Source organism: Planctomycetia bacterium (genome assembly GCA_016795155.1).
Classification (GTDB): Bacteria; Planctomycetota; Planctomycetia; order Gemmatales; family HRBIN36; genus JAEUIE01.
The window spans coordinates 18140-40738 of the sequence record JAEUIE010000036.1 but is presented as its reverse complement, the minus strand read 5'-3'; the positions used below and the strand labels follow the sequence as shown (position 1 = coordinate 40738).

Here is a 22599-nt window from a genome sequence, read left to right as displayed (position 1 = left end):
CACTCCTCGCAATCGCAAGGAGTGTTCGCTTCAACTCGTTGATTCCAATTACACTGTGATCGCTGCCTTGTGTTTTCTTTGGAATCGGCGTGCCAGATAGATGCCGCAAATCAACCCGATGCCAATGACAATCGTTCCGGGTTCGGGCACATTGGCAACACCACCAGTGAGATTTTGCAGATTGATGTTTGCCAGCATGGGGCCAAGATTATCGTTCAATGTCGAAGGATCATCACTTTCGTTAGCAAAGCTGATTTCAGTTGTCGTTGGAGTAGTAACAGTAAAGTCAATTTCGTGCGTGGTGAAGTCCTGATTCCAGGGCAACTCATAGTGTTGAGAAATGCCCAGACCATCGAGCCTGACTGTCACGCCATCGCTGTTATTGGGTCCACGCCCCATGTTGCCTGCCAGATCGAACGACAGTTTGTAGTTGCCTGGAGCCAGGTTGAATGGCGTCTTGCTGGTAATCTGCCCAGATTGATTAGTGGTGCCATCCAGATCGATAAAGCTGAATGATGGGCTGAAGGGAGCGCTGGGGTTGTTGTACCATAAGCTCGGAAAAACACCGTTCACGTTTTTGAAGTCAACCGAACCGCGCGTCACATTCCAGTTCTGGAAGCTGTTGAAATTCAGCGTGCCCCAGGGATTGCCGCCTGGATTGTAATTGGTTGTTTCATGGGTGAATGAATCGGTGAAGACGATGGCAGGAATTGTATCGGCGTAAATGTGTCCCAAGGTAAAAGTGATGCCTGCAACCAACGATGCCAATGCCTTGAATCGCATGACTGACTCCTTTCAGCAGATACCCGGAACCATCCTGATTCCTGATGAAATCGCCTTGCATTGAACTCCAAGACTATTCCATGACACTATTTATGACGCAAGCCTCTAGGGCTGTCAAGCTGAGTTTCGCACGTGAACTGCTATCATAAGAAAGTTGATCTTCCCCACGGTGTGTAACTTGCTAACACGCGACGAACTGGCTTCAAAGTATCTGGAACAACTCCCCTACACGCCGTATCCGGTCCAAGAGGAAGCACTGCTGGCCTGGTTCACTGCTGAACAAGGCGTACTCGTTTGCGCACCCACCGGTACCGGCAAAACACTGATTGCCCAGGCAGCACTATTTGAAGCACTGCATGCTGGCACACGGGCTTACTACACCACGCCGCTCATTGCATTGACCGAACAGAAATTCAGCGAGATGCAGACTGCTGCCATTAAGTGGGGTTTCCAAGCCGAAGATGTCGGATTGGTTACTGGCAACAGGCAAATCAATCCCCAGGCACGCATCCTCATTGTGGTTGCGGAAATCCTGCTCAATCGATTGTTGGCCCCAGATCAATTCGAGTTCAGCCAGGTCTCTGCCGTTGTCATGGATGAATTCCACAGCTTTGCTGATCCGGAGCGAGGCATTGTCTGGGAAATCTCGCTATCGCTTCTACCAGCCCATGTCAGGCTGCTCTTACTCTCCGCAACGGTTGGCAATGCTCGGGAATTCATCAACTGGCTTGATCTGCATCATCACCGGAAAGTAGAACTGGTGGAAGGTCGAGAGCGCAAAGTCCCCCTCTCCTATCACTGGGTGCCTGATGAACTCCTCGGCGAACAACTGACACTGATGGCTGAGGGAGACACCACGCAACGCAAGATGCCTGCATTGGTTTTCTGCTTCAACCGTGATGAATGCTGGAGTGTGGCAGAGCAACTCAAGGGCCTGCCACTGGTCGATTCTGCAGTCAGACAGGAACTGCTGGCCAAATGCAATAAACTCGAGTGGAAAGAAGGCATAGGCCCCAAACTGAAACAGATGCTGGGCAGGGGAGTTGGCGTCCATCATGCGGGTCTGTTGCCCAAATACCGACGCGTTGTCGAAGATCTCTTTGTCAAGAAGCTGCTCGCTGTAGTAGTCTGCACTGAAACACTGGGCGCGGGCATCAATTTACCTGCCCGTTCAGTAGTTTTATCTTCCCTTGTCAAAGGGCCGTTTGGCAAGCAGAAGCTCATCGACCCATCCACTGCTCACCAGATTTTTGGTAGGGCTGGCCGTCCGCAGTTCGATACCGAGGGACATGTCTATGCCCTGGCCCATGAAGATGATGTCAAACTGCTGCGTTGGAAACGAAAATATGATTCCATTCCCGAAGACACCCGTGACCCTGGATTGATCAAAGCGAGGAAAGATCTGAAACGGAAGAAACCCGACAGGCGTGCCAATCAAACTTACTGGTCAGAAGCACAATTCAAGCAGTTACAGGAAGCACCGCCGGGTAAGCTCTACAGTAAAGGCCCCCTGCCCTGGCGAGTGCTGGCCTATCTGCTGAAAGCTTCGCCCGAAATCAGCCGACTGAGAACCGTCATTCGCAAACGTCTGCTCGATGAGCCTCGCATCGTCGCTGGCGAAAAAACACTGATCCGCATGTTGATCACCCTGCACCGAGGCAACTTTATCAAACTGGAGCCTCCGCCTCCTGAACCGAAACCCGAACAGAAAGAAGGCGAATCAGTACAGATCAGTGAGGCATCCATTATCGATACGAGCAGTACCTATCAGCCTGAGCTGGCTCATCCCACGGAATTGCTCGATAAACTACTAGCCTTCCGTGCCATCCATCCGCTCTACGGCGTGTACCTGATGGATTTCCTTGGCATGGCAGATCGTGCTGAACGCATTCAACTGCTCGAAAGTGTTCTGGAATTACCCCGACCCATGTTACGCTATGTCAGAGTTCCCTGGCCTGACAAGATGCCTCCCGGCCCACTGGCTCATCACGTTGATCCGCAACTGGTGGAACGGGGACTGATGGCTGCACCTAAAGCGCCCAGCGATGATGAGGAAGAAGACGACGAGGATGAAGAATTCCCGTTGAGTCTGGCGGAGAAGATGAAACTGTTGTTCGAAGTGAAATATCCAGAGATCGCTGACCTGGAAGTGCAGTCTGTCTGGGCAGCAGGCGAGTTGCTCGAGTTCAAAGGAAACTTTACTAAATATATTTCGAGTAAAGATCTGGCGAAGCAGGAAGGTATCCTGTTCCGTCATTTCCTCAGGCTGGTTCTCTTGTGTGGTGAATTCAGGCAACTTACCCCGACTGGATTCACCACTGAAGACTGGCAAAAGGAAATGGATGAAATCAGTGACCAGTTAACTGCTGCCTGCCGATCTGTCGATCCTGACAGTACAGATGATGCCATTCAGCAACTGAAACCTCAAGAAACAGTGAAATCCATCGAGAAAATAACAGATTTTGGTCAGCATGAGGTTTCCCAGGATTTTGGTTCAGGAATATTTGACGGCTAATAATCTTTACAGGATAACTGGATAATTTGCCTGTATTGCCCTTGACATGGATACTGCAGAGGTTATCTCACCAGCCACATTCGCCGGGGGGAGCGGCATCAGGCCGGGCCGGTGGATGTTCACCTTGCCTGGCCCACTGGTGTCAAGCGCTTTGCGGGAAGTGGCTTGGCAGCCTTTGCGGGCGAAGCATAGAGCGTAAACAGTGGTGGTGCTTGGGTCGGCCCTGTTTGACGCGCTTCACGGTTGGGCTTGTCTACAGTCGAAGGCCGAGTTGCTATGCAACTCGGCCTTTGCTGCTTGGTTGGACCCCTTTTTCATTTGATATGCCATCATCGCTGACATATCCTAGAAACATCAATTTGCTTTGCCAGCGCCCACCTCGTTGATTGGAAAGACGGGGACATCATGTACATATCCCGTTGCCAGCGTTTCCTGCTGGCGGCTAGCCTGTTCCTCTTCCCGTTATCGCTGCTGGCTCAATCGGTAACTGATCCGAATATCAATATTCAAACTTTCGCTACCGGTTTCTCGCAGCCTACGGGAATGGCGTTTCTCGGCAACAGCCCCAGTGACTTCTTTGTCATTGAAAAAGCGAGCGGGCTGGTTCGACGCTGGCAATCAGGAGTCACCTCCACCGTACTTACCTTGCCGGTCAACTCCAGCAGTGAGCGGGGCATCATCGGCATAACGCTTGATCCACAATTCAACAGCGGGCGGCCTTATGGCTACATCCAGTACAGCCGACAGGCTTCAGGCGATTGGAGCGAAAACCGTGTCTCCCGCTTTACCTGGAATGGAACATCTTTCACCAATGAAGTGCCGTTGATGTCATTCCCGTCTGATGGAACACAAGCGAACGGCCCGAATCACAATGGCGGCCCGATGAAGTTCGGCCAGGATGGTTTTCTCTATGGCACCACCGGCGATCTAAATCGCAGCCGTGCGGAACAAAACCGAGGCGTTGGCAATACCTCATCTCAGGCGGGTGGTATTTTTCGGTACAACACCATTCTGGTTGATAGCAGTGGCAATCTTACTGGCGATCCCTTTGCCACCAATCCTTTTCGTAACAATGCACCAGCCAACGCCAACACCGGTTTTCATCCCTGGGTAGCTTATGGTGTCCGCAACAGTTTCGGTTTGACCGTTGATCCAGCCAATGGCAGTATTTGGTTCACCGACAATGGCCCTTCACAATACGACGAAATCAACCGGCTAACTGTTGGCATGAATGGCGGATGGAACCGCATCATGGGGCCTGGCAGCCGCACCGCTTCAGAACTGCCAAACTTAATCAACCTGCGTGATCCGCCCGGGCCAGGCAACGATGTTACCAATGCTGACAATTATGTTGATCCTCAATTCTCCTGGCTGTCCCCCGTCGGGATTACCTCGCTGACTTTTCTTCATGGATCACAGTGGGGAACGCCCTACGATAACATGGTGCTGGTGGGAGACAACAACACAGGCCGAATTTATCGTTTCCGATTGGATCCTCTACGATCTGCTTTTGATCTTACTGGTTTGACAGGAGTCAGCGATCTGGTCGCTGATAACGCTACAGAAGTAAATCAATTTGTGTTCGGAACAGGTTTCAGCGTCATCACCGATATCCAGCGTGGTCCGGATGGAGCCATGTATTTCATGAACCTGGGCACCGGCACGGTTCTTCGCCTGATTGCTGTGCCCGAACCGCATGTCTGGATTATGATTGGCATTACAGTGCTGGTACTTGGTATTGTCCTCTATCGACGATGGATACCTAAGCTTGATCCCGATATCGAGTAGCATCAGGCAAGCCAGCTTCCTCAAATCCTTTGCGCCGAAGCTGGCAACTGTCACAGTGACCACATGCCAGGCCGTATTCATCGGCCTGGTAGCAACTAATAGTGACTCGGTAATCCAACTTCAGTTCAGTTCCGGTTCTGATGATGTCAGCTTTCGACATCTTGACCAGCGGTGCATGAATCTGGAATCGTCCACGATTTTCGACGCCTGCCTTGGTTGCCAGATTCGCCAGATGCTGAAAAGCATTCAGGTATTCCTGACGGCAATCGGGGTAGCCACTGTAATCGACAGCATTGACCCCAACAAAGATATCAAACGCAATAACTACTTCTGCCAGGCCAAGTGCCAGCGACAGAAAGATGGTGTTTCGTGCTGGTACATAGGTGATCGGGATAGAATGCGACATGGCTGCATCATCGCGGTCAACTGGCACTGCGATATCATCCGTTAATGCCGAGCCACCAATGGCCCGCATATTGACTTCAATGATGCGATGACTGGCCACCTTCAAAGATTGTGCAATACGGCTGGCAGCCTGCAGTTCCACACGGTGTCTTTGCCCATAATCAAAACTGATGGCATGGCATACATAACCCTGGCTTTTGGCAATCGCCAGCACCGTGGCGCTATCCAGTCCGCCACTCAATAAGACCACCGCAGGTTTTGACATGGATTTTCTGTTCCTCAGTTTACATTGGTGGTATCTTATGCAGGAGAATCAACGCATGCCGCGTTTTATAGAATGCAGAAATCACCATCGTCATGGATGAGCCTGTATGCCCGCATCAACTTTGGAATGGAACACGATTCATCAACTCGATTGCATCGAAGGCATGCAGAAATTGCAGGCCGGCAGCGTAGATCTGGTCTTCGCCGATCCACCCTTTAACATTGGTTATGATTACGATATTTACCACGATCAGCAGGAAGATGACGAGTACCTGAATTGGTCACGGCAATGGATCAGCAATGTTCATCGAGTTCTCAAGCCAACGGGAACGTTCTGGCTGGCCATTGGTGACGAGTATGCCGCTGAATTGAAAATTCTGAGCCAGAAAATCGGTTTTCATTGTCGAAGCTGGGTGATCTGGTACTACACGTTTGGCGTCAACTGTAAGAACAAATTCAGCCGCTCCCATGCACATCTGTTTCACCTGGTGAAGGATCCCAAGTCATTTACCTTTCGTGCAGACGCACTGGAAAACCGTGTACCTTCTGCCAGGCAACTGGTCTACAACGATGCCCGTGCGAATCCGCAGGGCAGATTACCCGATGATACGTGGATACTCAGGCCACAGGATTTACAGGACTGCTTTACACCTCTGGAAGATACCTGTTATTTCCCGCGAGTTGCCGGGACATTTACCGAACGTGCAGGATTTCATGGCTGCCAGATGCCTGAACAATTGCTGGGACGAATCATCCGACTCTGTTCAGAAGAGAACGAGGTAGTCCTCGATCCATTCTCAGGAAGTGCCACCACGCTGGCCGTTGCCAAAAAACTCAAGCGACGATATATCGGGTTTGAAATCTCGCCTGAGTATGTCAAACAGGGAATTAAGCGTTTATCGCTGGCTAAACCTGGAAGCCCACTCGAAGGCGCACCGGAACCCACCATGAGCGCCCCTGCTACTCCACACACTGCAAGAAAGCGTTCACCACGCAAAAGAAAAGAGTCTGCAAGTTTATGGAAGGATTGATCCGTTAACGCAACAGGTCTGGTGTCAGGTTAGCCGCTGCACTCAACTGAAAGAGTACACCCAACGAGCGTGCCATTTCTTTCACATTGGCTTTCGAAGCTCCGACTCGGCGATCTGCAAAGACGATAGGTGTCTCCTTGACTCGCCCGCCGGCATGAATGCAGCGAAACAACATCTCTTCCTGGAAGGAATAGCCTTTCGACCACATGCCATTCAAATTTATCTTTCGCAGCAAGGCTGTGCGATAGCAGCGAAATCCGCCACTGGCATCACGGGCAGGAATGCTCAACAACACCCGGGTCAGCACATTGACCGAACGGCTGATAACCCAACGCTGCATGGGCCAATTCTCTACTCCGCCGCCGGGGATGTAACGTGAACCAATCATGACATCACAACCAGCAGGCAGTGTTGTTAAAGCTGGCAGATACTTCGGATCATGACTTAAATCGGCATCCATGCTGACAAATCGTTCATAGCCATTATCAACTGCATATTGCATACCAGCCAGGATGGCTGAACCCAGGCCCAGCTTGCCAGTGCGATGTTTCACTTTCAGTCGTGATTCGGAACGAGCCAGTTTGTCCGCCAATTCACCTGTACCATCTGGTGAATGATCATCAACGATTAAGACATTTGCATGTGGAACATGGTTCCAGATTCCTGCCAGCAGCGTTTCCAGATTTTCCCGCTCGTTATACGTAGCAATACTGATCAGCAACCCGTCAGGCTTGGTATTATTCATTATCATTGAGTAGCATATTGAGGTTTAATGTGTCTGATCGATAGAATGATATTAGCTGTTGTGTCGGCTATGTTGTATCATTCATATTCCCTGTTTCACTATACCATAATTTCACCATTGCGAAGAGACACATGGCAGGAACTATCACCTTAACCTGTGGCCAATGTAAAAAAGTCATGCAGGTGCCTGAAGTCCTGGCTGGTAAACGTATCCGTTGCCGGGGCTGTGAAGCGACCCTGACGGTTAAGAAACCTGTACCGCAAACTGCACCCGTGAAATCAGCGGCAGGTTCCAACGATGAATGGGCACCGGCCCAGGCTTACGGCATTGAACGACCCGACGACCAGCTTCGGTGTGCCTTTTGCGCGGTTGATATGGAAGATGGACAGATTGTCTGCCTGAATTGCGGGTACAACATGCAGACTCGTGAACGGCACGGCACGCGAGTAGTGCATCCTCAAACTGGTGTTGATTATACCCTTTGGCACCTGCCAACTTTTTTGTGCTTTCTGGTGATTCTTGGCTGCATCGCCTGTCTGGTGATCATCTGGACTGGTCGTCCCTATATGAGTGGCTTCATGGGCGAAACTTTTCAGGATTGGCGATGGGGCAGGGTGTACGCTTCTGCATTTCTGGCATTCATCATTTTCAGTGCAGGCCGCTTTGTTTACAAACGGCTCATCCACCAGTTGCACCCGCCTGAAATCGAAAAGCACGCACACGAGGAACACAAGGTAGACGATTAAGCGAACTGGCATTAATCCTTTTTCTGTTCAGCCATCTCAATTGCCCGGAGCAGGCCCATGGCTTTGTTCATGGTCTCCTGATATTCATCGGCAGGCACACTGTCATAAACGATGCCAGCTCCTGCCTGCACATAGGCAACATCTTGATGAAGGACAATGGTTCTTAATGCGATGCAGGTATCCAGATTTCCGCTGAAATCGAGATACCCGACTGCTCCGCCGTACGGCCCTCGTTTACAAGGTTCCAGTTCATCAATAATTTCCATGGCACGCACCTTTGGCGCTCCGGAAAGTGTACCTGCAGGTAGCGCAGCCCGAAGTGCTGCCAGTGGTGTCTGGTTGCTGTCCAGTTTCCCCTGTACCGTGCTGCTCAAATGCATCACATGACTGTAACGTTCTACCGTGAGCAATTCAGGCAAGGTTACCGAGCCGAACTCAGCCACGCGGCCAACGTCATTCCGACCCAGATCAACCAGCATGACATGTTCTGCACGTTCCTTGGGATCAGACAGCAGTTCTTCAGCCAAGGCTTTATCTTCCGCATCGGTTGCTCCCCTGCGACGGGTTCCAGCCAGGGGTCGCAGCGTCACGGTCTGATCTTCCACACGAACAAGAATTTCCGGCGAACTGCCCACCAGGATTACCTCTCCACATTGCAGGTAAAACATGAACGGACTGGGATTCACAACACGCAGCGTGCGATAGATGTCAAAAGCATTGGCACGGGTTGCTGCCTGCAAACGCTGACTCAACACTACTTGAAACACATCACCCGCCTTGATGTATTCCTGGCAACGCTTTACTGCGGATTCAAAAGCACCAGGAGCGAAATTGCTCGCCCACGTTTTTCTGACGATTCCCTGGGCTGCTACATCAGCCAAAGGCAGTACCAATCCTGGCTGCTGCAACCTCTGCACCAGGGCATCTACCTTTTTGCATGCCAGCTCGTACGAAAGTTCCAGACTGATATCGGGTGAAATGTGGGCATGTGCCACTGCTGCCAGCGTCTTGTTGATGTGATCGAAAATGATCATCTGATCGTACCAGGCGAACGACAAATCAGGCAAGGCCCTGTCATCCTTCGGCATGTTGGGCAAATGTTCGGTGTAGCGAACGGTATCGTAGCCAGCATAGCCAACTGCACCGCCTGTGAATCGAGGCAAACCGGGCACTCGTGGAGCACGAAACCGCATTGAAATATCTTCCAGGTATTTCAAAGGGTCTGCATGGTCCCCTGAGAAAAGAACCTGGTTTCCTTCCTTGACTACTACCTTGTTGCCCCAAGCCTCCATCGTCATGAACGGGTCGGACCCCAGAAAACTGAAGCGGCCAATCTTTTCGCCGCCCACCACGCTTTCAAATAAAAATGAACGCTCTTCGCCTTGCATCAGGTAGAAAGCTGTCACCGGTGTGAGCGTATCACCCAGGAGTTGCCGGTAGACAGGCACCATGGTCTGACCCTGGGCCAATCGCTCAAAAGATTTTCTGTCGGGGAAATACTGCATCCGCACTATCCTGAAAACGTATAAACTGATGAAATAATTGTACCAAGCATGAGTCTACTGGCAGTTCAACAAGCTGGAAGAAGGTGATTCCTTGTTTCGCATCTATCCAAGCCGAATCCAACTGGCAGTTGCTGCATTACTACTTCTGGCAAACACGGCGTTTGCGTCCGACAAAGAGCCTGGACCAAAGGCCAAGGCTGAACCTTCCGCCAAGCGCGGCTACGAACTCCTGACAACCAAGGCTTTTGTCCCGGCTATCTGGTCACGTTCAGCCTATGACAACGCATGGAAACGTTGGAATATAACGAGCAAACCAGACCAGTACGATGATACATTTCGCCAGCGTTATGGCCTGCACACGGCACCTTATGAGAACGATGGCCTACCGATGGGTCTGCGAAGCACTTCCATGCTGGGACTGACACGGGGCATCACTGCAGATTGCATGCTGTGCCATGGTGGCAGCATCATGGGGAAGAGTTACATCGGGTTGGGCAACAGTTCCCTCGAAATTGAAGGCCTCTTTACCGAACTCGCAGGCTTGCGTTCTGACAAAAACGACTTGCGTCCCATACTGTTTCCATTTACCCAGGTACGTGGCACCGTCGAAGCCGGAGCTATGGCTGTCTATCTCTTCAGCATTCGCAATCCCGATTTAAGTTTGCGTTCCTCACCACTCAACCTGGAACTGCGTGCCGATCTCTGTGAAGATACACCGCCCTGGTGGCACATCAAAAAGAAAACCAGGCTCTATTACAATGGCAGCCACGATGTTCGCAGTGTTCGCACCCTGATGCAGTTCACCCTTAGCCCGTTCTACCTCCCTTCGATGATCAAAGCAAATGAAACAGCTTTCCGTGACATTCAAGCGTTCCTCAAAACCATTACGCCTCCGCCCTACCCTGGTAAAATTGATCCCTCTCTGGCAGCGCAGGGTAAGCGCATCTTCACCACGAACTGCTCACAATGCCACGGCACGTATGGAGACAACTGGACCTATCCGAACAAGCTCATTGAACTGGACGACATCGGCACTGATCCAACGCGAGCTCTCGGCATCAGTGATAAAGCCAAGGAACATTATGACAAAACCTGGTTCGCAGATGAATACGACACGGAAGGCCACAAGCTATCCACCAGCAACCGTCGAGGTTACGTGGCTCCGCCTCTGGATGGTATCTGGGCTACAGCACCCTATCTACACAACGGCAGTATACCCACTTTAGAGCACCTGTTGAATTCACCAACCCGTCCCAATCGTTTTACACGCAGCTACCAGACTGAAGATGCCGACTATGATCATGTTCGCGTTGGCTGGAAAATAACACTTCTTGAAAAGGAGCCTGATGCCTCAACACATCCACTGGAAAAACGTAAAGTATACGACACCACGCAGCCTGGCCGAGGCAATCAGGGGCATACCTACGGTGATAAGCTCACTGATGAAGAACGTAAAGCACTGATTGAATATCTCAAGATGCTATAGCGGCTACCAGCGCCATTCGATGCCTGCAGCAGGCCCAAAGAAAAACAGGCTCCCGTTACGATCCAACTGGCGACTGGTGAGTTCGTTGTTCCACATATATTGGCGTGATGCTGTGGAAAGATCGCTCAGGAACAGACCCTGATAACCGACCATCAAAGATACGTTGGAAGACAGCTGATAGTTGGTGTGAATGCCAAATTCAAACAGGCTGGCAAACCCAACACCACTGGCTCCGCTGCTTTCATTCAGCGGCAAAGCAGTAGCGATCATAGCACCCGAGATGTTGCTGCGCTGCGATGCGGAATTCACCATCAAGCCGCCACGGCCGCGACCCATCAGGCTCCAACCTGAAGTGAGCCGATAACGTAAATCGCCACCGACCTGCAAGCCGATCAGGTCATTCTCGGTTCGTGTGCTGTACATGCCATAAGGAGATGCGCCAGCAAGGCCTGGCAGTGGCTGCCCTGTGTTACCTGCCATGTAATCGAGGTTTTCCTGCAGCTTCATGTAACGTACGCCGGCCAATACATCGACAGGCATACGTCGCCCGGCTGATGTAGTGTAACGCAGATTCAGTTCAGCCGAATCAAACCGGCTTCGATAGGTCAGCGTGTTCAGATTGGCATAGTCGAACGGCCAGACAACAGGATTGTAAATATCGCTGGCGCCGGTATTAATAAATTGCGAAGCGATGGCACTGCCTGGCTGGGCAGCGTAGCGTGCAGTTGTCTGCTGTTGTTGAAGCAGGCCCAGATAGCCGAGTTCAATACTCAAGCTGCGAAGGTGATCAGGCACCTCGCTGGGCTTGGATACACAACATCGATCATCACACGGATCAGCCCAAATGGTGCGCCCCACCAGGAAGCGCAAGCCAGCTTTGGGTTCCATATTCAAATCATTCGTGGTAATGGGGCGGTTGTCGCGGGGGTTTATATCAAAGAAAGAATTGCCTGCTCCGGACATTTGAACAGGTCCCAGGTGCTGTCCGAAATTTGCTTCATTGATCGTACGATCAAAATAAACCATGCTCAGTTCGGCATACCAGTCGAACGGAGTTGGTACGATCCATTCACGCAAACCCACATCTGATGTTTCTGACGGCGCGAAACTGGCAGGCACCATACCGAGATGGAACGGAGCATCATCTGCCCGTACAACAGGTACGGCAGAATCTTGAAAGAGAATCAGCAATAATACGACCCACATGGCCGACATGAACCGGCATCCTGAAGCGAGTGGGGCGTTATCCAGCCAGGGAGCATGGACTGCAGAGCCCGGACAGCCATCCTCATCGGACAGGCCATCACGCGACGCACAACCCATCGTACAACACTCCCTAACCGCCCTTCTTTACCAGTTTTAACATTTCAGGCAGAAGGGATGTCCTGAATGCACACAGCTTTATTCGCATCGGCAACCAACCGGTCTGGATTCAGCCAAACTCGGTGCTTGCACCTTCACAATCACATGCTTTACCATCTTGCTGCAACAGGTCAATATCGTTAGTGAATTAGAATTTGACAGCACAGATAACCTGGATAACCAAGGCAATTTAATAACTTGGCTGGGCACCAATTTTCGGCTGACAGCAAAAACGTAACCATTATCTTAATAAATGAAAAACCGATGGCTCATCACCATCGGTTTCCATCATAACTGACTTTACAATCTGGTTAATCATCCAGCAGGTTGAAGTTAATCGTACCGCCATCGCTCCTATGGCATAACCTCTGGAACAGAGTTATTTCAATAGCGAACGGTGGATAGGGACCTGTCCAGGGAACTGTTGGTGCTGGTGGACCATCAGGCAATGGATTGATGTTGTGATAGAGTTTCAAAAACTTATGGTAGACCTGACATACCTGTTTGTTGTCGGGAATGTTGTAGCTGATGGTACGAACCGAGCCATCGCAGAATAACGCATTGATACCGTGGAGATGTGATGAACCAAAGCGATCACTCGCTGCATCGTACTCGATATCAAAATCCTTGGCGGGTCCCTCGGCTCCCGATCGTAATGTATCAGCAATGAAACCGGAACAGTATCCCACCGTGTCGCCAAACTGTGGCTGGTTGTAGAAGTTGGAATTCATGCGTTTGTCAGCAGCCAGTAACGTATTGGCCAATCCATCGCTGATGTCGCGAACGTGGATCGCTGGATCAATCGCATTGGAAAGTTCATCTTTGAAAAAACGACTCTTGATAAAGACACCATTGCGGTATGGATTCTTGGGTTTACCTTCGTCGTAGCCCATCGTGTTAGCGCAGGAGTTGTGATAGATACCGCCTTCCAGATACAGTGAAAATGCACCAATGTTTCCAGCGTAATCGTTCATTGCCCGGCGGCCGGCATCTGCTGTCTGGATGACTTGTGGACCACGACGGCTGGGACAGAAATATACATCGATCGGCGTGGAAGCAATCTGTGCATCGGCTGGTTTATCAACACCGTAGGGACTCATGTAGGAAGGTGTTGGTGGCCCTTTGCGGAGTTTCCACAAATCATCTTTTTCTATATAAGGAAGAAGCTGGTACATCCATCCCCAGTCCTGTTCCACGCGCTTGCCGGGCAAGCCGGTGTTCGTCAGCGTTCGTTGCATGTTATCATCGCCACCACCTGAGGGGAACGTCTGCCCATTGGAGGCAATGTACAATGCCATAGCCTGACCGATGGTACGCAGGTTATTGGCACAGGTTATTCGATTGGCTGCTTCACGAATTCGCTGCACAGCAGGCAAGAGTAATGCCAGCAGCAAGAGAATGATGGCAACTACTACCAGCAGTTCGATCAGGGTAAATCCCTTTCGGCGGCAAGACATGGAAAACTCCTTTAGGCCGTCTAAATGACTCAGAATGAGCCTACCAGACATGTGTACACAGTTTGGCTTTTTAATCTGGCAATGCAAGAGAATTTACACAGTTCTCATCATTGGCACACTTTTTTCATGGAACCAAATTCAATGCTGTGCGTTACCAGATGATTTTTCTATTCCTCTACCCAATGCTTTGCCCGCGACAAGGCCTTCTGCCAACCCTGCAGAAGTGATTTGCGTTGTGCGGTTTTCATATCGGGAGTGAACCGCTGATCTATTTGCCATTGTGCTGCCAGCTCAGTCTGGCTTTTCCAGAAGCCGACTGCCAGCCCAGCCAGGTAAGCAGCACCCAGTGCTGTGGTTTCAGCAACGCGAGGACGCACCACGGGAACACTCAGCACATCTGATTGAAACTGCATCAATAAATTGTCCTGGCTTGCTCCACCATCTACGCGCAGTTCTTTCAGTTTGATTCCAGCATCCGCTTCCATCGCATGCAGAATATCAGTTACCTGGTAGGCAATTCCTTCCAAGGCTGCCCTACAGACATGGGCTGCAGTGGTTCCGCGCGTCATGCCGATCATCAAGCCTCGGGCGTATTGATCCCAGTGCGGAGCACCAAGGCCCGCAAACGCAGGCACCATATAAACCCCACCGGTATCCTTGACCTGGCCAGCGAGTGTTTCCACTTCACTGGAGGTCTTGATGATTCCTAATCCATCACGCAGCCACTGCACCACCGCACCGGCAATGAACACACTGCCTTCCAGTGCATATTCGATCTTGTTGCCGATCTTCCATGCAATGGTCGTCAGCAGTTGATTCTTCGAAGGCACTATCTTCTCGCCGGTGTGCATCAGCATGAAGCAGCCAGTACCATAAGTATTCTTGACCATACCTGGCTTGGTACACATCTGGCCAAACAGTGCAGCCTGCTGATCGCCTGCGATTCCAGCTATGGGAATACTCGGCGAGAAAAACGTTGCCTGTCCATACACTTCACTGGATGATTTCACTTCAGGCAACATGCTGCGAGGTATGCTGAAGAGTTTCAGCAAATCTTTATCCCAGTCACCTGTTTTGAGATTCAGTAGCATCGTACGCGAAGCGTTGCTCACATCTGTCACATGACATCGACCACCCGTGAGATTCCAAACCAGCCAGCTATCGACGGTGCCAAACGCCAGTTCACCAGCCTTGGCTTTTGCCTTGGCTCCGGGTACGTTCTGCAGAATCCATTGCAGCTTGGTGGCACTGAAGTAGGCGTCTACCACCAGCCCTGTCTTCTTGCGAATAGTGTTTGCCAACCCCTTCTTTTTCAGTTGATCACACTGCTTGGCTGTTCGCCGGTCTTGCCAGACTATGGCGTTGCAAATCGGTTCACCGGTACGCCGATCCCAGACCACCGTGGTTTCACGCTGATTGGTGATGCCGATGGCTGCCACTTCATTGGGCATGATGCCCGCTCGCGAAATGGCTTCGAGTGCCACACTCGATTGTGTTTCCCAGATATCAATCGGGTTATGCTCCACCCAACCGGGCTGTGGATAAATCTGCGGAAACTCTTTCTGTGCCAGACTCACCAGGTTGCCCGCATGGTCAAACAGAATGGCACGCGAACTGGTGGTGCCCTGGTCCAGCGAAAGGATGTATGACATAGTAGTGCTCAGTGCTCCATTCTCAGTGCTTGGATTTTATGGTGTAGGCCATTGGGCAACATAGAAAATTGCACCCAGTACGCCGCCAATAACAGGTCCAACCACTGGAATCCATGCGTAGCCCCAATCGGAATGCGTTTTTCCTGGGATTGGCAGAATGAAGTGAGCAATGCGCGGCCCCAGATCGCGCGCGGGATTAATGGCATAGCCTGTTGGCCCACCCAGCGATAGCCCGATGGACCAGACGAGTAATCCCACCAGGAACGGTGCAAAAGCTTTCTCCCATCCATGCCCTGGCACGAGATTGGATGGACCGGTGATGGCCAATATCCCCAGAACCAGGACAAACGTGCCGATGATTTCCGTGATCAGATTGAACATCGGATAACGGATGGCAGGAGCAGTGCAGAATACCGCCCGCTTGGCTTCCGCATCATCGGTCACACCCCAGTGGGGCAAGTATGCCAGCCAGACGATGATACCGCCGGCAATTCCACCGAGCATCTGTGCTCCAAGATATTGTGGAATCAAATGGTATTGCAACTTTCCGATCGCTGCCATTCCCAAAGTGACAGCTGGGTTGAGATGTGCACCACTGATGGCGTTGACGCAGTAAGCAGCCACTGCCACAGCAAACGCCCAGCCTGCTGTGATAACGATCCACCCTGAGTTGTTACCCTTGGTTTTGCTGAGCACCACGTTGGCCACCACGCCATCACCCAATACCACCAGAATAGCGGTGCCGATAAACTCTGCAGCGAATACGGACATGATTGATATGCTCCCACCCTGTTGCAATGCGGGCAGCATACCATGAGCCTTCGGGTGGTGCCAGAAGATAGATGAAGGATTTTCTCTCGCCAAAACTGCACTAGGCACTTTGTCATATTTGCAGTACTTTTCCTGCTCCATGATGCATTTTCGACTACACCACCAATGGTACTGTTTTCTGTTCATCTGCCTTGTTTCGGGTTGCCTGATTCCACTGAAGGAACCTGTCGCAGTTGCAGTGCAATTACCACACGCCCACGATTTCCGCCGGGGCAACCTGATATTTCACAGCGATGCGGACATCAGTAAGAATCATCCGCTGTTTCTGGAACTGGCGAGTTTCCCGGAACAAGTCTGCCGGGCTTTGGAGCTTCCGGTCACTGACAAGCTCATTCATGTATACCTTTTCAAAGACCGCATCAGCTACGAACAGTACATTCATTTCGAATTCAAGGATTTACCGAGCCGACGAGCTTTGTTTGTCAAACGGCCTGGCAGTTCACGTTTGGATCAAGATCAACTGCAGGTGCTTTGCTTCTGGGGAGATCGCATTCAGGATGACCTCCGCCATGAGTTGACTCATGCCACGCTACACGCGATTCTACACGACTTGCCCCTCTGGCTCGATGAAGGGCTGGCTATGTATTTTGAACCAGGCATAGCTGCACAAGGCATCAACACCCGTGTGCTCAATGCCCTTGAACCATCCATTACCGCTGTCACCATGAAGTATGATTTTCCACGGCTGGAATCACTGAAAGAAGTCAGCCAGATGAGCATGGCGGACTATCAGGAAGTCTGGGCCTGGGTGCATTATCTGATGCACTCTTCGCCACTCCGTCGCAGTATGCTGACGGGTTACTTGAAGGAACGACTTAAAGCGGGAGCACCGTCAACCAGTTTCAATCTCTCCAACGAAACCACGCAATTGCAACTGCACCTCAAGCAATTGCTGGCGGAACGTTCCAACTGGCCGCACGGCTAGACCGTTACGACCACCTTCCCCACCACGCTCATCGTTTCCAGTCTTTCCTGCGCCGCTCGTGTCTCTTCGAGTGGGTACGTTTTGTCAACAACTGGAACCAGCAGCTTTCTTTCCACCAGGTCTAAACAGCGGAGCAAATCAGCCCGACTGCCCATGTGGCAACCCAATAATTGATACTGGCGTGAAAAGAAGAATCGCAGATCAATTTCCACCTTCGGCCCGGTGGTGGCACCACACGTCACCAATCGTCCGCCGATAGCCATGCTTCGCATGGCGTGCTGCCAGAGGGCAGCGCCTACGTGTTCAAAGACAACATCCACACCCTGCCCGCCGGTGATCTTCTTTACTTCCTTGGCGACATCCTGCTCTTTGTAATTTATCAGATGATCAGCACCCAGTTCTTTGGTTTTGGCCAGCTTGTCAGCACTGCCTGCCACCGCAATGATGCGTGCCTGAGCGAGCTTGGCAATTTGCACACCTGCCACGCCAACGCCGCTGGCTGCTCCCATAATCAGAACTGTTTCACCCGGCTGCAATTTGGCCAGAGTATGCAACATGTTCCAGGCAGTCAGCATGGTGAGAGGAACCGAAGCCCACTCGGCGAAGCTCCAGGTATCGCTGATGGGAAGGACATCGCAGGCACGAGCCACGCTGTACTCAGCAAAACCACCCTGGGTCTGCATTCCATGTTTGACATAGGTGGGATCAATGTTGTCATCACCACGTGCTGTCCAGACAGAAGGCTTCACGGGTAATAGGCCCGGAGCAATCATCACTTTCTGCCCTACAGTTAAGCCACTGTCCTTCGCCAGCGGCCCCAGTTCTGCAACAATACCGGTCACCTCACAGCCACCAATGTGGGGCATGGGAATCGTGACGCCCAGCCCGCGCCGTACCCAGATATCCAGATGATTGAGTGCACAAGCTTTCACTTGCACCAGCACTTCATCGCCATGCGGTTTTGGAGTAGGCAAATCCATCAACTTAAGCACTTCCAACCCGCCATGAGTTTCAAAAGCCACTGCCCGCATGGTGTACTACTCCAATGAACAAACCGAGCCCAATGATGTTATCCATGATATGATGTACATGAACTGAGGTAACTCCACCTCGATACAGTACTGTTGAGGGGCCAAGCATGCTGGTCTTAAACTTGATAGTATCTGCTGTGCTGTTGATCACCACGGTAACGATGTTCGCGAAATATATTCAGAGCCGAAAAGGTGCCTTTCTTATCTGGGCCGTTTACTGGCTGATTATCTTTGCTTGCTTCTTTCCATTTCGACCCGTCTTTAAGCTCTAAACCAGTATTAAATTTTGAACAACATTTTCGCCACTTGGAAAAACTTACCAAATCAATTCAATGCGGCCTCAACTCAGGCAGCTTGCCTCGTTCTTCACTACATAATGGGCAAGTGGTTCCGGCCCGCTTCTGGCATCGCAAGATGGCGTCTGCCAGTTCCTGACGGTCGCCTTTGAAACAGGCAACTGGTTTAGCGAAATGGGAGATGAGATAGTTGCCCAGGCGGAACGCATGTTCCAGCGCGTCTTTGTCCTGGGTGTCTACATAGTACCAATGATTCGGACAACGACGCAGCAACCCCGTCTTCACCGCAATCTGCAAAGCGGCCCTCGCTGGCGTCTGACGTTTTCCTGCCTGTTGTAGTTTCCTCATAAGTCACCATTGCATTTTATCTGCAGCCCAGGTGCCAGACTGTCATGGCAGCAACAAATTGCTTGTGTCTCGTAAAGAAAGACAGAACCAGCGATAACGTCGAGTGTCTATTATTGGTGAGTGATTGTGCTGTTGAACGCAATAATGTCGTTGACGAAAACCGTTGACTACAATGGGAAAACCGCTATCCTACCAACCGCAAGCACCCGTAGCTCAACTGGATAGAGCATCGGTCTACGGAACCGAAGGTTACAGGTTCGAATCCTGTCGGGTGTACTGCCAGAATAAGACAATTCAACTCTTTGACAGTCGTTGCGTGCTCTTAATCCAACCCCCACCAACAACCGCACTCTCCCGATAAATTACCATTGCCTGGCCTGGGGCTACACCAAACTGCGGTTTATCAAATCGAATGACTGCTGAATTCCCTTGAACACTATCAACATAACCATCCTGCAATTCACCACGATGGCTCCATTTGATCAGGCAATGCTCCTTCTCTTTCACGGGCAAGAACCAGTTGCACTGTTCCACTTGTAGTGCAATCACCTGCCCTTCTGTTTCGGTGCCGATCACCACTTTGGCTTCTTCAGGAATCAGTTCGAGCACAAACCGCTTTTGACCTTTAAGGGTGCTGCGATCAAGACCTAACCCTTTCCGCTGGCCCACGGTGAACTGTGCCACTCCGGTATGGTGGCCGAGAACATTTCCTTGTACGTCCACCATGTCACCTTCTGCAACTGCTTCTGGCCTGGCTTTCTGTACAAACCCGGCTGCATCGCCATCAGGCACAAAGCAGATGTCCTGGCTTTCGGGTTTATCTGCAACGAGCAAACCTGCTTCGCGTGCCTTCTCCCGTACTTGTGCCTTGGTCAGTCCGCCAATGGGGAATTTCAAGCGAGGCAAAAGTTTCCCTTCGATACCGAAGAGCACATAGGTTTGATCTTTCTTCTCATCCACGGCTCGCTTCAACGTCGGCACACCATCAACCGCATCCACTCGACAATAGTGCCCGGTAGCCAGGAACTCAGCATCGAGTGACTGAGCCACCTGCCAGAGTTTGCCGAACTTGATTTCACTGTTGCACACCACACAGGGATTCGGCGTCCTTCCCCGCACATACTCATCAGCGAAGTAACTCATCACCTGGCGGAAATCATCGGCGAAATCCATGGAGTAACAGGGAATGCCCAGGCGATCCGCAACACCCAGTGCATCGCGTGCATCGAGTGCTGAACAACAACCACGATGTCGCTGATCGGCTCGCTGCGTTTCCGCCACGCCGGTGCGCAGAAAGATGCCGACCACGTCGTAGCCCTGCTCTTTCAAGAGCAAGGCTGCGACGGAGCTATCGACGCCACCAGACATAGCAACTACTACCCGTTTCGCAGACATAACTCTAATTTACAGAGACTGCCAGCAATGCTCCAGTTGGCACCTCATTACAATGCACTTATGAAAACACCGCTCCCGCAAACTACAGATGGCTCGGTAACACTACAGCCACTACTTCAACTCAGCGCAGCGGAACTCTCACGTTGGCTGAAGGATCGCGGGTTTCAGCCCTGGTATGCCAAGGCCATTCGCCGTTGGATTCTCTTCAAACGTGCTGAATCGTTTGAATCCATGTCGGATTTGCCCAAACAACTTCGCGAGCAATTAACAGCAGCTTTTCAGCCTTTAGCCTCCGAAGTAACTAAATCGCTTCTCGCCAGTGATGGCACCCGCAAACTGCTGCTCAAAATGTGGGACGGCGAAGACATCGAATGTGTGATGATCCCCGATCATGACCGACGAACTGCCTGCATCAGCACGCAAGTCGGTTGTGGGATGGCGTGTGTCTTCTGCGCCAGTGGTCTCAACGGTGTGATGCGAAACCTTGCACCTGGTGAAATACTTGAACAACTGGTCAGGTTGCGAAATCTACTTCCCGCGGGCGAACGTCTCAGCCACATCGTGGTGATGGGAATGGGTGAGCCACTCGCTAATCTCGACAACCTGCTTGCTGCACTCGAAGATGCCACAGCCAAAGATGGCTTGGGAATTGGTGCAAGGCATATCACCATTTCAACCGTTGGTTTGCCTATCAAGATTCGCAAGCTGGCTGAATCAGGCAAACAGTACAGTCTGGCAGTGTCTCTGCATGCCCCAACGGAAGAGTTACGTTCCAAGATTGTCCCCACCAGCGACAAAATGGGGCTGCATAACATCCTCCAAGCTGCTGATGATTATTTCAAACGCACCGGCAGGCAGGTTACTTTTGAATATGTCGTCCTGCGGGATATTAATGATCGACCCCTGGAAGCAAACCAACTGGCCACATTACTCAAGGGCCGCGGGGCTCACATCAATCTTATCCCGTTCAATGAAGTGGAAGGGTTGCCTTACCGCAGGCCTACCGATGAACGACTGAATCGTTTTGTTGAAATACTTCGCGAAGCGGGTCTGTTTGTGCATGTCCGCAAACGTAAAGGCAGTGATATCAATGCTGCTTGCGGCCAACTGCGAAGGCAATCACACATCGAGAAACAAGCTGTCACTTAGGCAGCTACTGTCTCCGACGTTATGCCACGACGTACCTCGAGCGAAATTCGATCCTGCTCCAAAAAACCTTCAAATGGTTTGCTGCCACTGATCAGGCTGGCCAGGCGATAGCGAAGCCATTTCATGCCCTTCCAGGGAGTGGATGCCAATCGATTAAGTGCTGATTGGTATTGTTCAATTTGATGAATCGAAACCGTTGGCTGCTCCGGACCAAAAGCTATTGCCCAGGTATTGCTAGGGCGCTTAGTCGGCCCTTGTTGACCGAGAATGCGTTGTGGGAAATGATCACACAAAAGCGAATCTAACGCTTCGGTAGTAAACCGCCAGTAATCGCTTGGATGCTGATGAATGCGGAAATAAAACGGCGTACACAGAATTAGAATGCCGTCAGGCCGCAAGATGCGTTTAATCTCGGCAATGCCTAGCCAGAACCGTTTGACATGTTCCAAGGTGCTAAGAGCCAACACGGTGCCTGCTGATTGATCTGGCAACGTCATCTTTTCAACATTTTCAATGCGATCGACACCCGGACCAGGGCGGACATCTACACCTAGATAGGAGTCTTTGACAAACAGCGACCGCAAATCAATGAGTTTGGATTGCCCCTCCACTTGATAGGAACCAATTTCCACCACAGGCGAGGGTAAAGTAAATGTTGAAATAGTGGCTTCCACCATGCCACGAAGAAAGGGAGTCATCCTGACACCTTGTTCATTTGATATTAGTTAATCGATAGTGTACTGGTTTGAACCGAAGCATGTCAACTGCTTATCAAATCTCGTCAAGTTCTCTGAATTAGCAGTTGTTCTCACCCTCATTTATCTGTCTTGCCAGTCTTATGCCAGTTTGGATTGACACTTTTTTTCATACTCGTTATCTCGCTCG

General features: G+C 51.2%; 19 protein-coding genes and 1 tRNA gene. 8 read left to right on the top strand and 12 right to left on the bottom strand.

What is annotated here, in order from left to right; genetic code table 11:
- Window positions 1-48: 48 nt before the first annotated feature.
- Complete coding sequence (locus JNJ77_13735) at window positions 49-783, bottom strand: hypothetical protein (GenBank protein ID MBL8823645.1); 735 nt, start codon at window positions 781-783, stop codon at window positions 49-51.
- Between the two features lie 169 nt (window positions 784-952).
- Between JNJ77_13735 and JNJ77_13730 the strand changes: the two genes are divergently transcribed.
- A complete protein-coding gene (locus JNJ77_13730; protein ID MBL8823644.1) occupies window positions 953-3298 on the top strand; it encodes a DEAD/DEAH box helicase in 2346 nt (781 codons plus the stop codon).
- 405 nt (window positions 3299-3703) lie between these two features.
- Complete coding sequence (locus tag JNJ77_13725) at window positions 3704-5086, top strand: PQQ-dependent sugar dehydrogenase (GenBank protein MBL8823643.1); 1383 nt, start codon at window positions 3704-3706, stop codon at window positions 5084-5086.
- Here the strand turns inward: JNJ77_13725 and queC are convergent.
- Entirely contained in the window at window positions 5061-5756 is a 696-nt protein-coding gene (gene queC / locus JNJ77_13720; GenBank protein MBL8823642.1) for a 7-cyano-7-deazaguanine synthase QueC, read from the bottom strand. The genes JNJ77_13725 and queC overlap by 26 nt on opposite strands.
- A 163-nt stretch (window positions 5757-5919) precedes the next feature.
- Here queC and JNJ77_13715 point away from each other — a divergent pair, with 163 nt between their 5' ends.
- Window positions 5920-6786, top strand: a complete 867-nt coding sequence (locus tag JNJ77_13715) for a site-specific DNA-methyltransferase (protein ID MBL8823641.1) — start codon at window positions 5920-5922, stop codon at window positions 6784-6786.
- A gap of 4 nt (window positions 6787-6790) precedes the next feature.
- Here JNJ77_13715 and JNJ77_13710 read toward each other — a convergent pair whose 3' ends face one another.
- On the bottom strand, window positions 6791-7537 hold the full coding sequence (locus JNJ77_13710; GenBank protein ID MBL8823640.1) for a polyprenol monophosphomannose synthase: 747 nt from the start codon (window positions 7535-7537) through the stop codon (window positions 6791-6793).
- A gap of 125 nt (window positions 7538-7662) precedes the next feature.
- On the opposite strand from JNJ77_13710, the gene JNJ77_13705 reads away from it, so the two are divergent.
- On the top strand, window positions 7663-8277 hold the full coding sequence (locus JNJ77_13705; GenBank protein MBL8823639.1) for a hypothetical protein: 615 nt from the start codon (window positions 7663-7665) through the stop codon (window positions 8275-8277).
- An 11-nt stretch (window positions 8278-8288) separates the two neighbouring features.
- Here JNJ77_13705 and trpE read toward each other — a convergent pair whose 3' ends face one another.
- Window positions 8289-9782, bottom strand: a complete 1494-nt coding sequence (trpE, locus tag JNJ77_13700) for an anthranilate synthase component I (protein MBL8823638.1) — start codon at window positions 9780-9782, stop codon at window positions 8289-8291.
- A gap of 115 nt (window positions 9783-9897) precedes the next feature.
- Between trpE and JNJ77_13695 the strand changes: the two genes are divergently transcribed.
- Window positions 9898-11268, top strand: coding sequence for a c-type cytochrome (locus JNJ77_13695; protein ID MBL8823637.1), 1371 nt, complete (start codon window positions 9898-9900; stop codon window positions 11266-11268).
- Between the two features lie 3 nt (window positions 11269-11271).
- On the opposite strand, the gene JNJ77_13690 is transcribed toward JNJ77_13695, so the two are convergent.
- The 4 genes from JNJ77_13690 to JNJ77_13675 form a co-directional block, all read right to left on the bottom strand.
- Complete coding sequence (locus JNJ77_13690) at window positions 11272-12591, bottom strand: BBP7 family outer membrane beta-barrel protein (protein ID MBL8823636.1); 1320 nt, start codon at window positions 12589-12591, stop codon at window positions 11272-11274.
- Window positions 12592-12941: 350 nt separating this feature from the next.
- Window positions 12942-14087: a DUF1559 domain-containing protein gene (locus tag JNJ77_13685; GenBank protein MBL8823635.1), complete on the bottom strand. Its 1146-nt coding sequence runs from the start codon at window positions 14085-14087 to the stop codon at window positions 12942-12944.
- A 167-nt stretch (window positions 14088-14254) separates the two neighbouring features.
- On the bottom strand, window positions 14255-15739 hold the full coding sequence (glpK, locus tag JNJ77_13680) for a glycerol kinase GlpK (protein ID MBL8823634.1): 1485 nt from the start codon (window positions 15737-15739) through the stop codon (window positions 14255-14257).
- Window positions 15740-15775: 36 nt separating this feature from the next.
- Complete coding sequence (locus tag JNJ77_13675) at window positions 15776-16510, bottom strand: aquaporin family protein (protein MBL8823633.1); 735 nt, start codon at window positions 16508-16510, stop codon at window positions 15776-15778.
- A gap of 139 nt (window positions 16511-16649) precedes the next feature.
- On the opposite strand from JNJ77_13675, the gene JNJ77_13670 reads away from it, so the two are divergent.
- Window positions 16650-17495 carry a hypothetical protein gene (locus tag JNJ77_13670; GenBank protein MBL8823632.1) on the top strand — a complete coding sequence of 282 codons (846 nt, stop codon included), beginning with the start codon at window positions 16650-16652 and terminating at the stop codon, window positions 17493-17495.
- On the opposite strand, the gene JNJ77_13665 is transcribed toward JNJ77_13670, so the two are convergent.
- Both JNJ77_13665 and JNJ77_13660 read right to left on the bottom strand, forming a co-directional pair.
- Window positions 17492-18526 (bottom strand): zinc-binding dehydrogenase, encoded by a 1035-nt coding sequence (locus JNJ77_13665; GenBank protein MBL8823631.1) that lies wholly within the window; start codon window positions 18524-18526, stop codon window positions 17492-17494. The genes JNJ77_13670 and JNJ77_13665 overlap by 4 nt on opposite strands.
- 329 nt (window positions 18527-18855) lie before the next feature.
- Complete coding sequence (locus JNJ77_13660) at window positions 18856-19170, bottom strand: hypothetical protein (GenBank protein MBL8823630.1); 315 nt, start codon at window positions 19168-19170, stop codon at window positions 18856-18858.
- Between the two features lie 202 nt (window positions 19171-19372).
- Between JNJ77_13660 and JNJ77_13655 the strand changes: the two genes are divergently transcribed.
- Window positions 19373-19446: transfer RNA gene (locus tag JNJ77_13655), tRNA-Arg, on the top strand.
- A gap of 18 nt (window positions 19447-19464) precedes the next feature.
- Here JNJ77_13655 and mnmA read toward each other — a convergent pair.
- Window positions 19465-20565: a tRNA 2-thiouridine(34) synthase MnmA gene (mnmA, locus tag JNJ77_13650; protein ID MBL8823629.1), complete on the bottom strand. Its 1101-nt coding sequence runs from the start codon at window positions 20563-20565 to the stop codon at window positions 19465-19467.
- A gap of 60 nt (window positions 20566-20625) precedes the next feature.
- Here mnmA and rlmN point away from each other — a divergent pair, with 60 nt between their 5' ends.
- Window positions 20626-21714, top strand: a complete 1089-nt coding sequence (rlmN, locus tag JNJ77_13645; protein MBL8823628.1) for a 23S rRNA (adenine(2503)-C(2))-methyltransferase RlmN — start codon at window positions 20626-20628, stop codon at window positions 21712-21714.
- On the opposite strand, the gene JNJ77_13640 is transcribed toward rlmN, so the two are convergent.
- A complete protein-coding gene (locus JNJ77_13640) occupies window positions 21711-22412 on the bottom strand; it encodes a class I SAM-dependent methyltransferase (GenBank protein ID MBL8823627.1) in 702 nt (233 codons plus the stop codon). The genes rlmN and JNJ77_13640 overlap by 4 nt on opposite strands.
- Window positions 22413-22599 lie beyond the last annotated feature (187 nt).

Excerpts from the sequence above, each read along its gene's own strand:
- queC (MBL8823642.1), bottom strand. The coding sequence starts at position 5,756 with ATGTCAAAACCTGCGGTGGTCTTATTGAGTGGCGGACTGGATAGCGCC.
- mnmA (MBL8823629.1), bottom strand. The coding sequence starts at position 20,565 with ATGTCTGCGAAACGGGTAGTAGTTGCTATGTCTGGTGGCGTCGATAGC.
- JNJ77_13675 (MBL8823633.1), bottom strand. The coding sequence starts at position 16,510 with ATGTCCGTATTCGCTGCAGAGTTTATCGGCACCGCTATTCTGGTGGTA.
- glpK (MBL8823634.1), bottom strand. The coding sequence starts at position 15,739 with ATGTCATACATCCTTTCGCTGGACCAGGGCACCACCAGTTCGCGTGCC.
- JNJ77_13690 (MBL8823636.1), bottom strand. The coding sequence starts at position 12,591 with ATGGGTTGTGCGTCGCGTGATGGCCTGTCCGATGAGGATGGCTGTCCG.
- JNJ77_13735 (MBL8823645.1), bottom strand. The coding sequence starts at position 783 with ATGCGATTCAAGGCATTGGCATCGTTGGTTGCAGGCATCACTTTTACC.
- JNJ77_13640 (MBL8823627.1), bottom strand. The coding sequence starts at position 22,412 with ATGACTCCCTTTCTTCGTGGCATGGTGGAAGCCACTATTTCAACATTT.
- JNJ77_13685 (MBL8823635.1), bottom strand. The coding sequence starts at position 14,087 with ATGTCTTGCCGCCGAAAGGGATTTACCCTGATCGAACTGCTGGTAGTA.
- JNJ77_13725 (MBL8823643.1), top strand. The coding sequence starts at position 3,704 with ATGTACATATCCCGTTGCCAGCGTTTCCTGCTGGCGGCTAGCCTGTTC.
- rlmN (MBL8823628.1), top strand. The coding sequence starts at position 20,626 with ATGAAAACACCGCTCCCGCAAACTACAGATGGCTCGGTAACACTACAG.
- JNJ77_13705 (MBL8823639.1), top strand. The coding sequence starts at position 7,663 with ATGGCAGGAACTATCACCTTAACCTGTGGCCAATGTAAAAAAGTCATG.
- JNJ77_13665 (MBL8823631.1), bottom strand. The coding sequence starts at position 18,526 with ATGCGGGCAGTGGCTTTTGAAACTCATGGCGGGTTGGAAGTGCTTAAG.
- JNJ77_13715 (MBL8823641.1), top strand. The coding sequence starts at position 5,920 with ATGCAGAAATTGCAGGCCGGCAGCGTAGATCTGGTCTTCGCCGATCCA.
- JNJ77_13670 (MBL8823632.1), top strand. The coding sequence starts at position 16,650 with ATGATGCATTTTCGACTACACCACCAATGGTACTGTTTTCTGTTCATC.
- JNJ77_13660 (MBL8823630.1), bottom strand. The coding sequence starts at position 19,170 with ATGAGGAAACTACAACAGGCAGGAAAACGTCAGACGCCAGCGAGGGCC.
- trpE (MBL8823638.1), bottom strand. The coding sequence starts at position 9,782 with ATGCAGTATTTCCCCGACAGAAAATCTTTTGAGCGATTGGCCCAGGGT.
- JNJ77_13710 (MBL8823640.1), bottom strand. The coding sequence starts at position 7,537 with ATGATAATGAATAATACCAAGCCTGACGGGTTGCTGATCAGTATTGCT.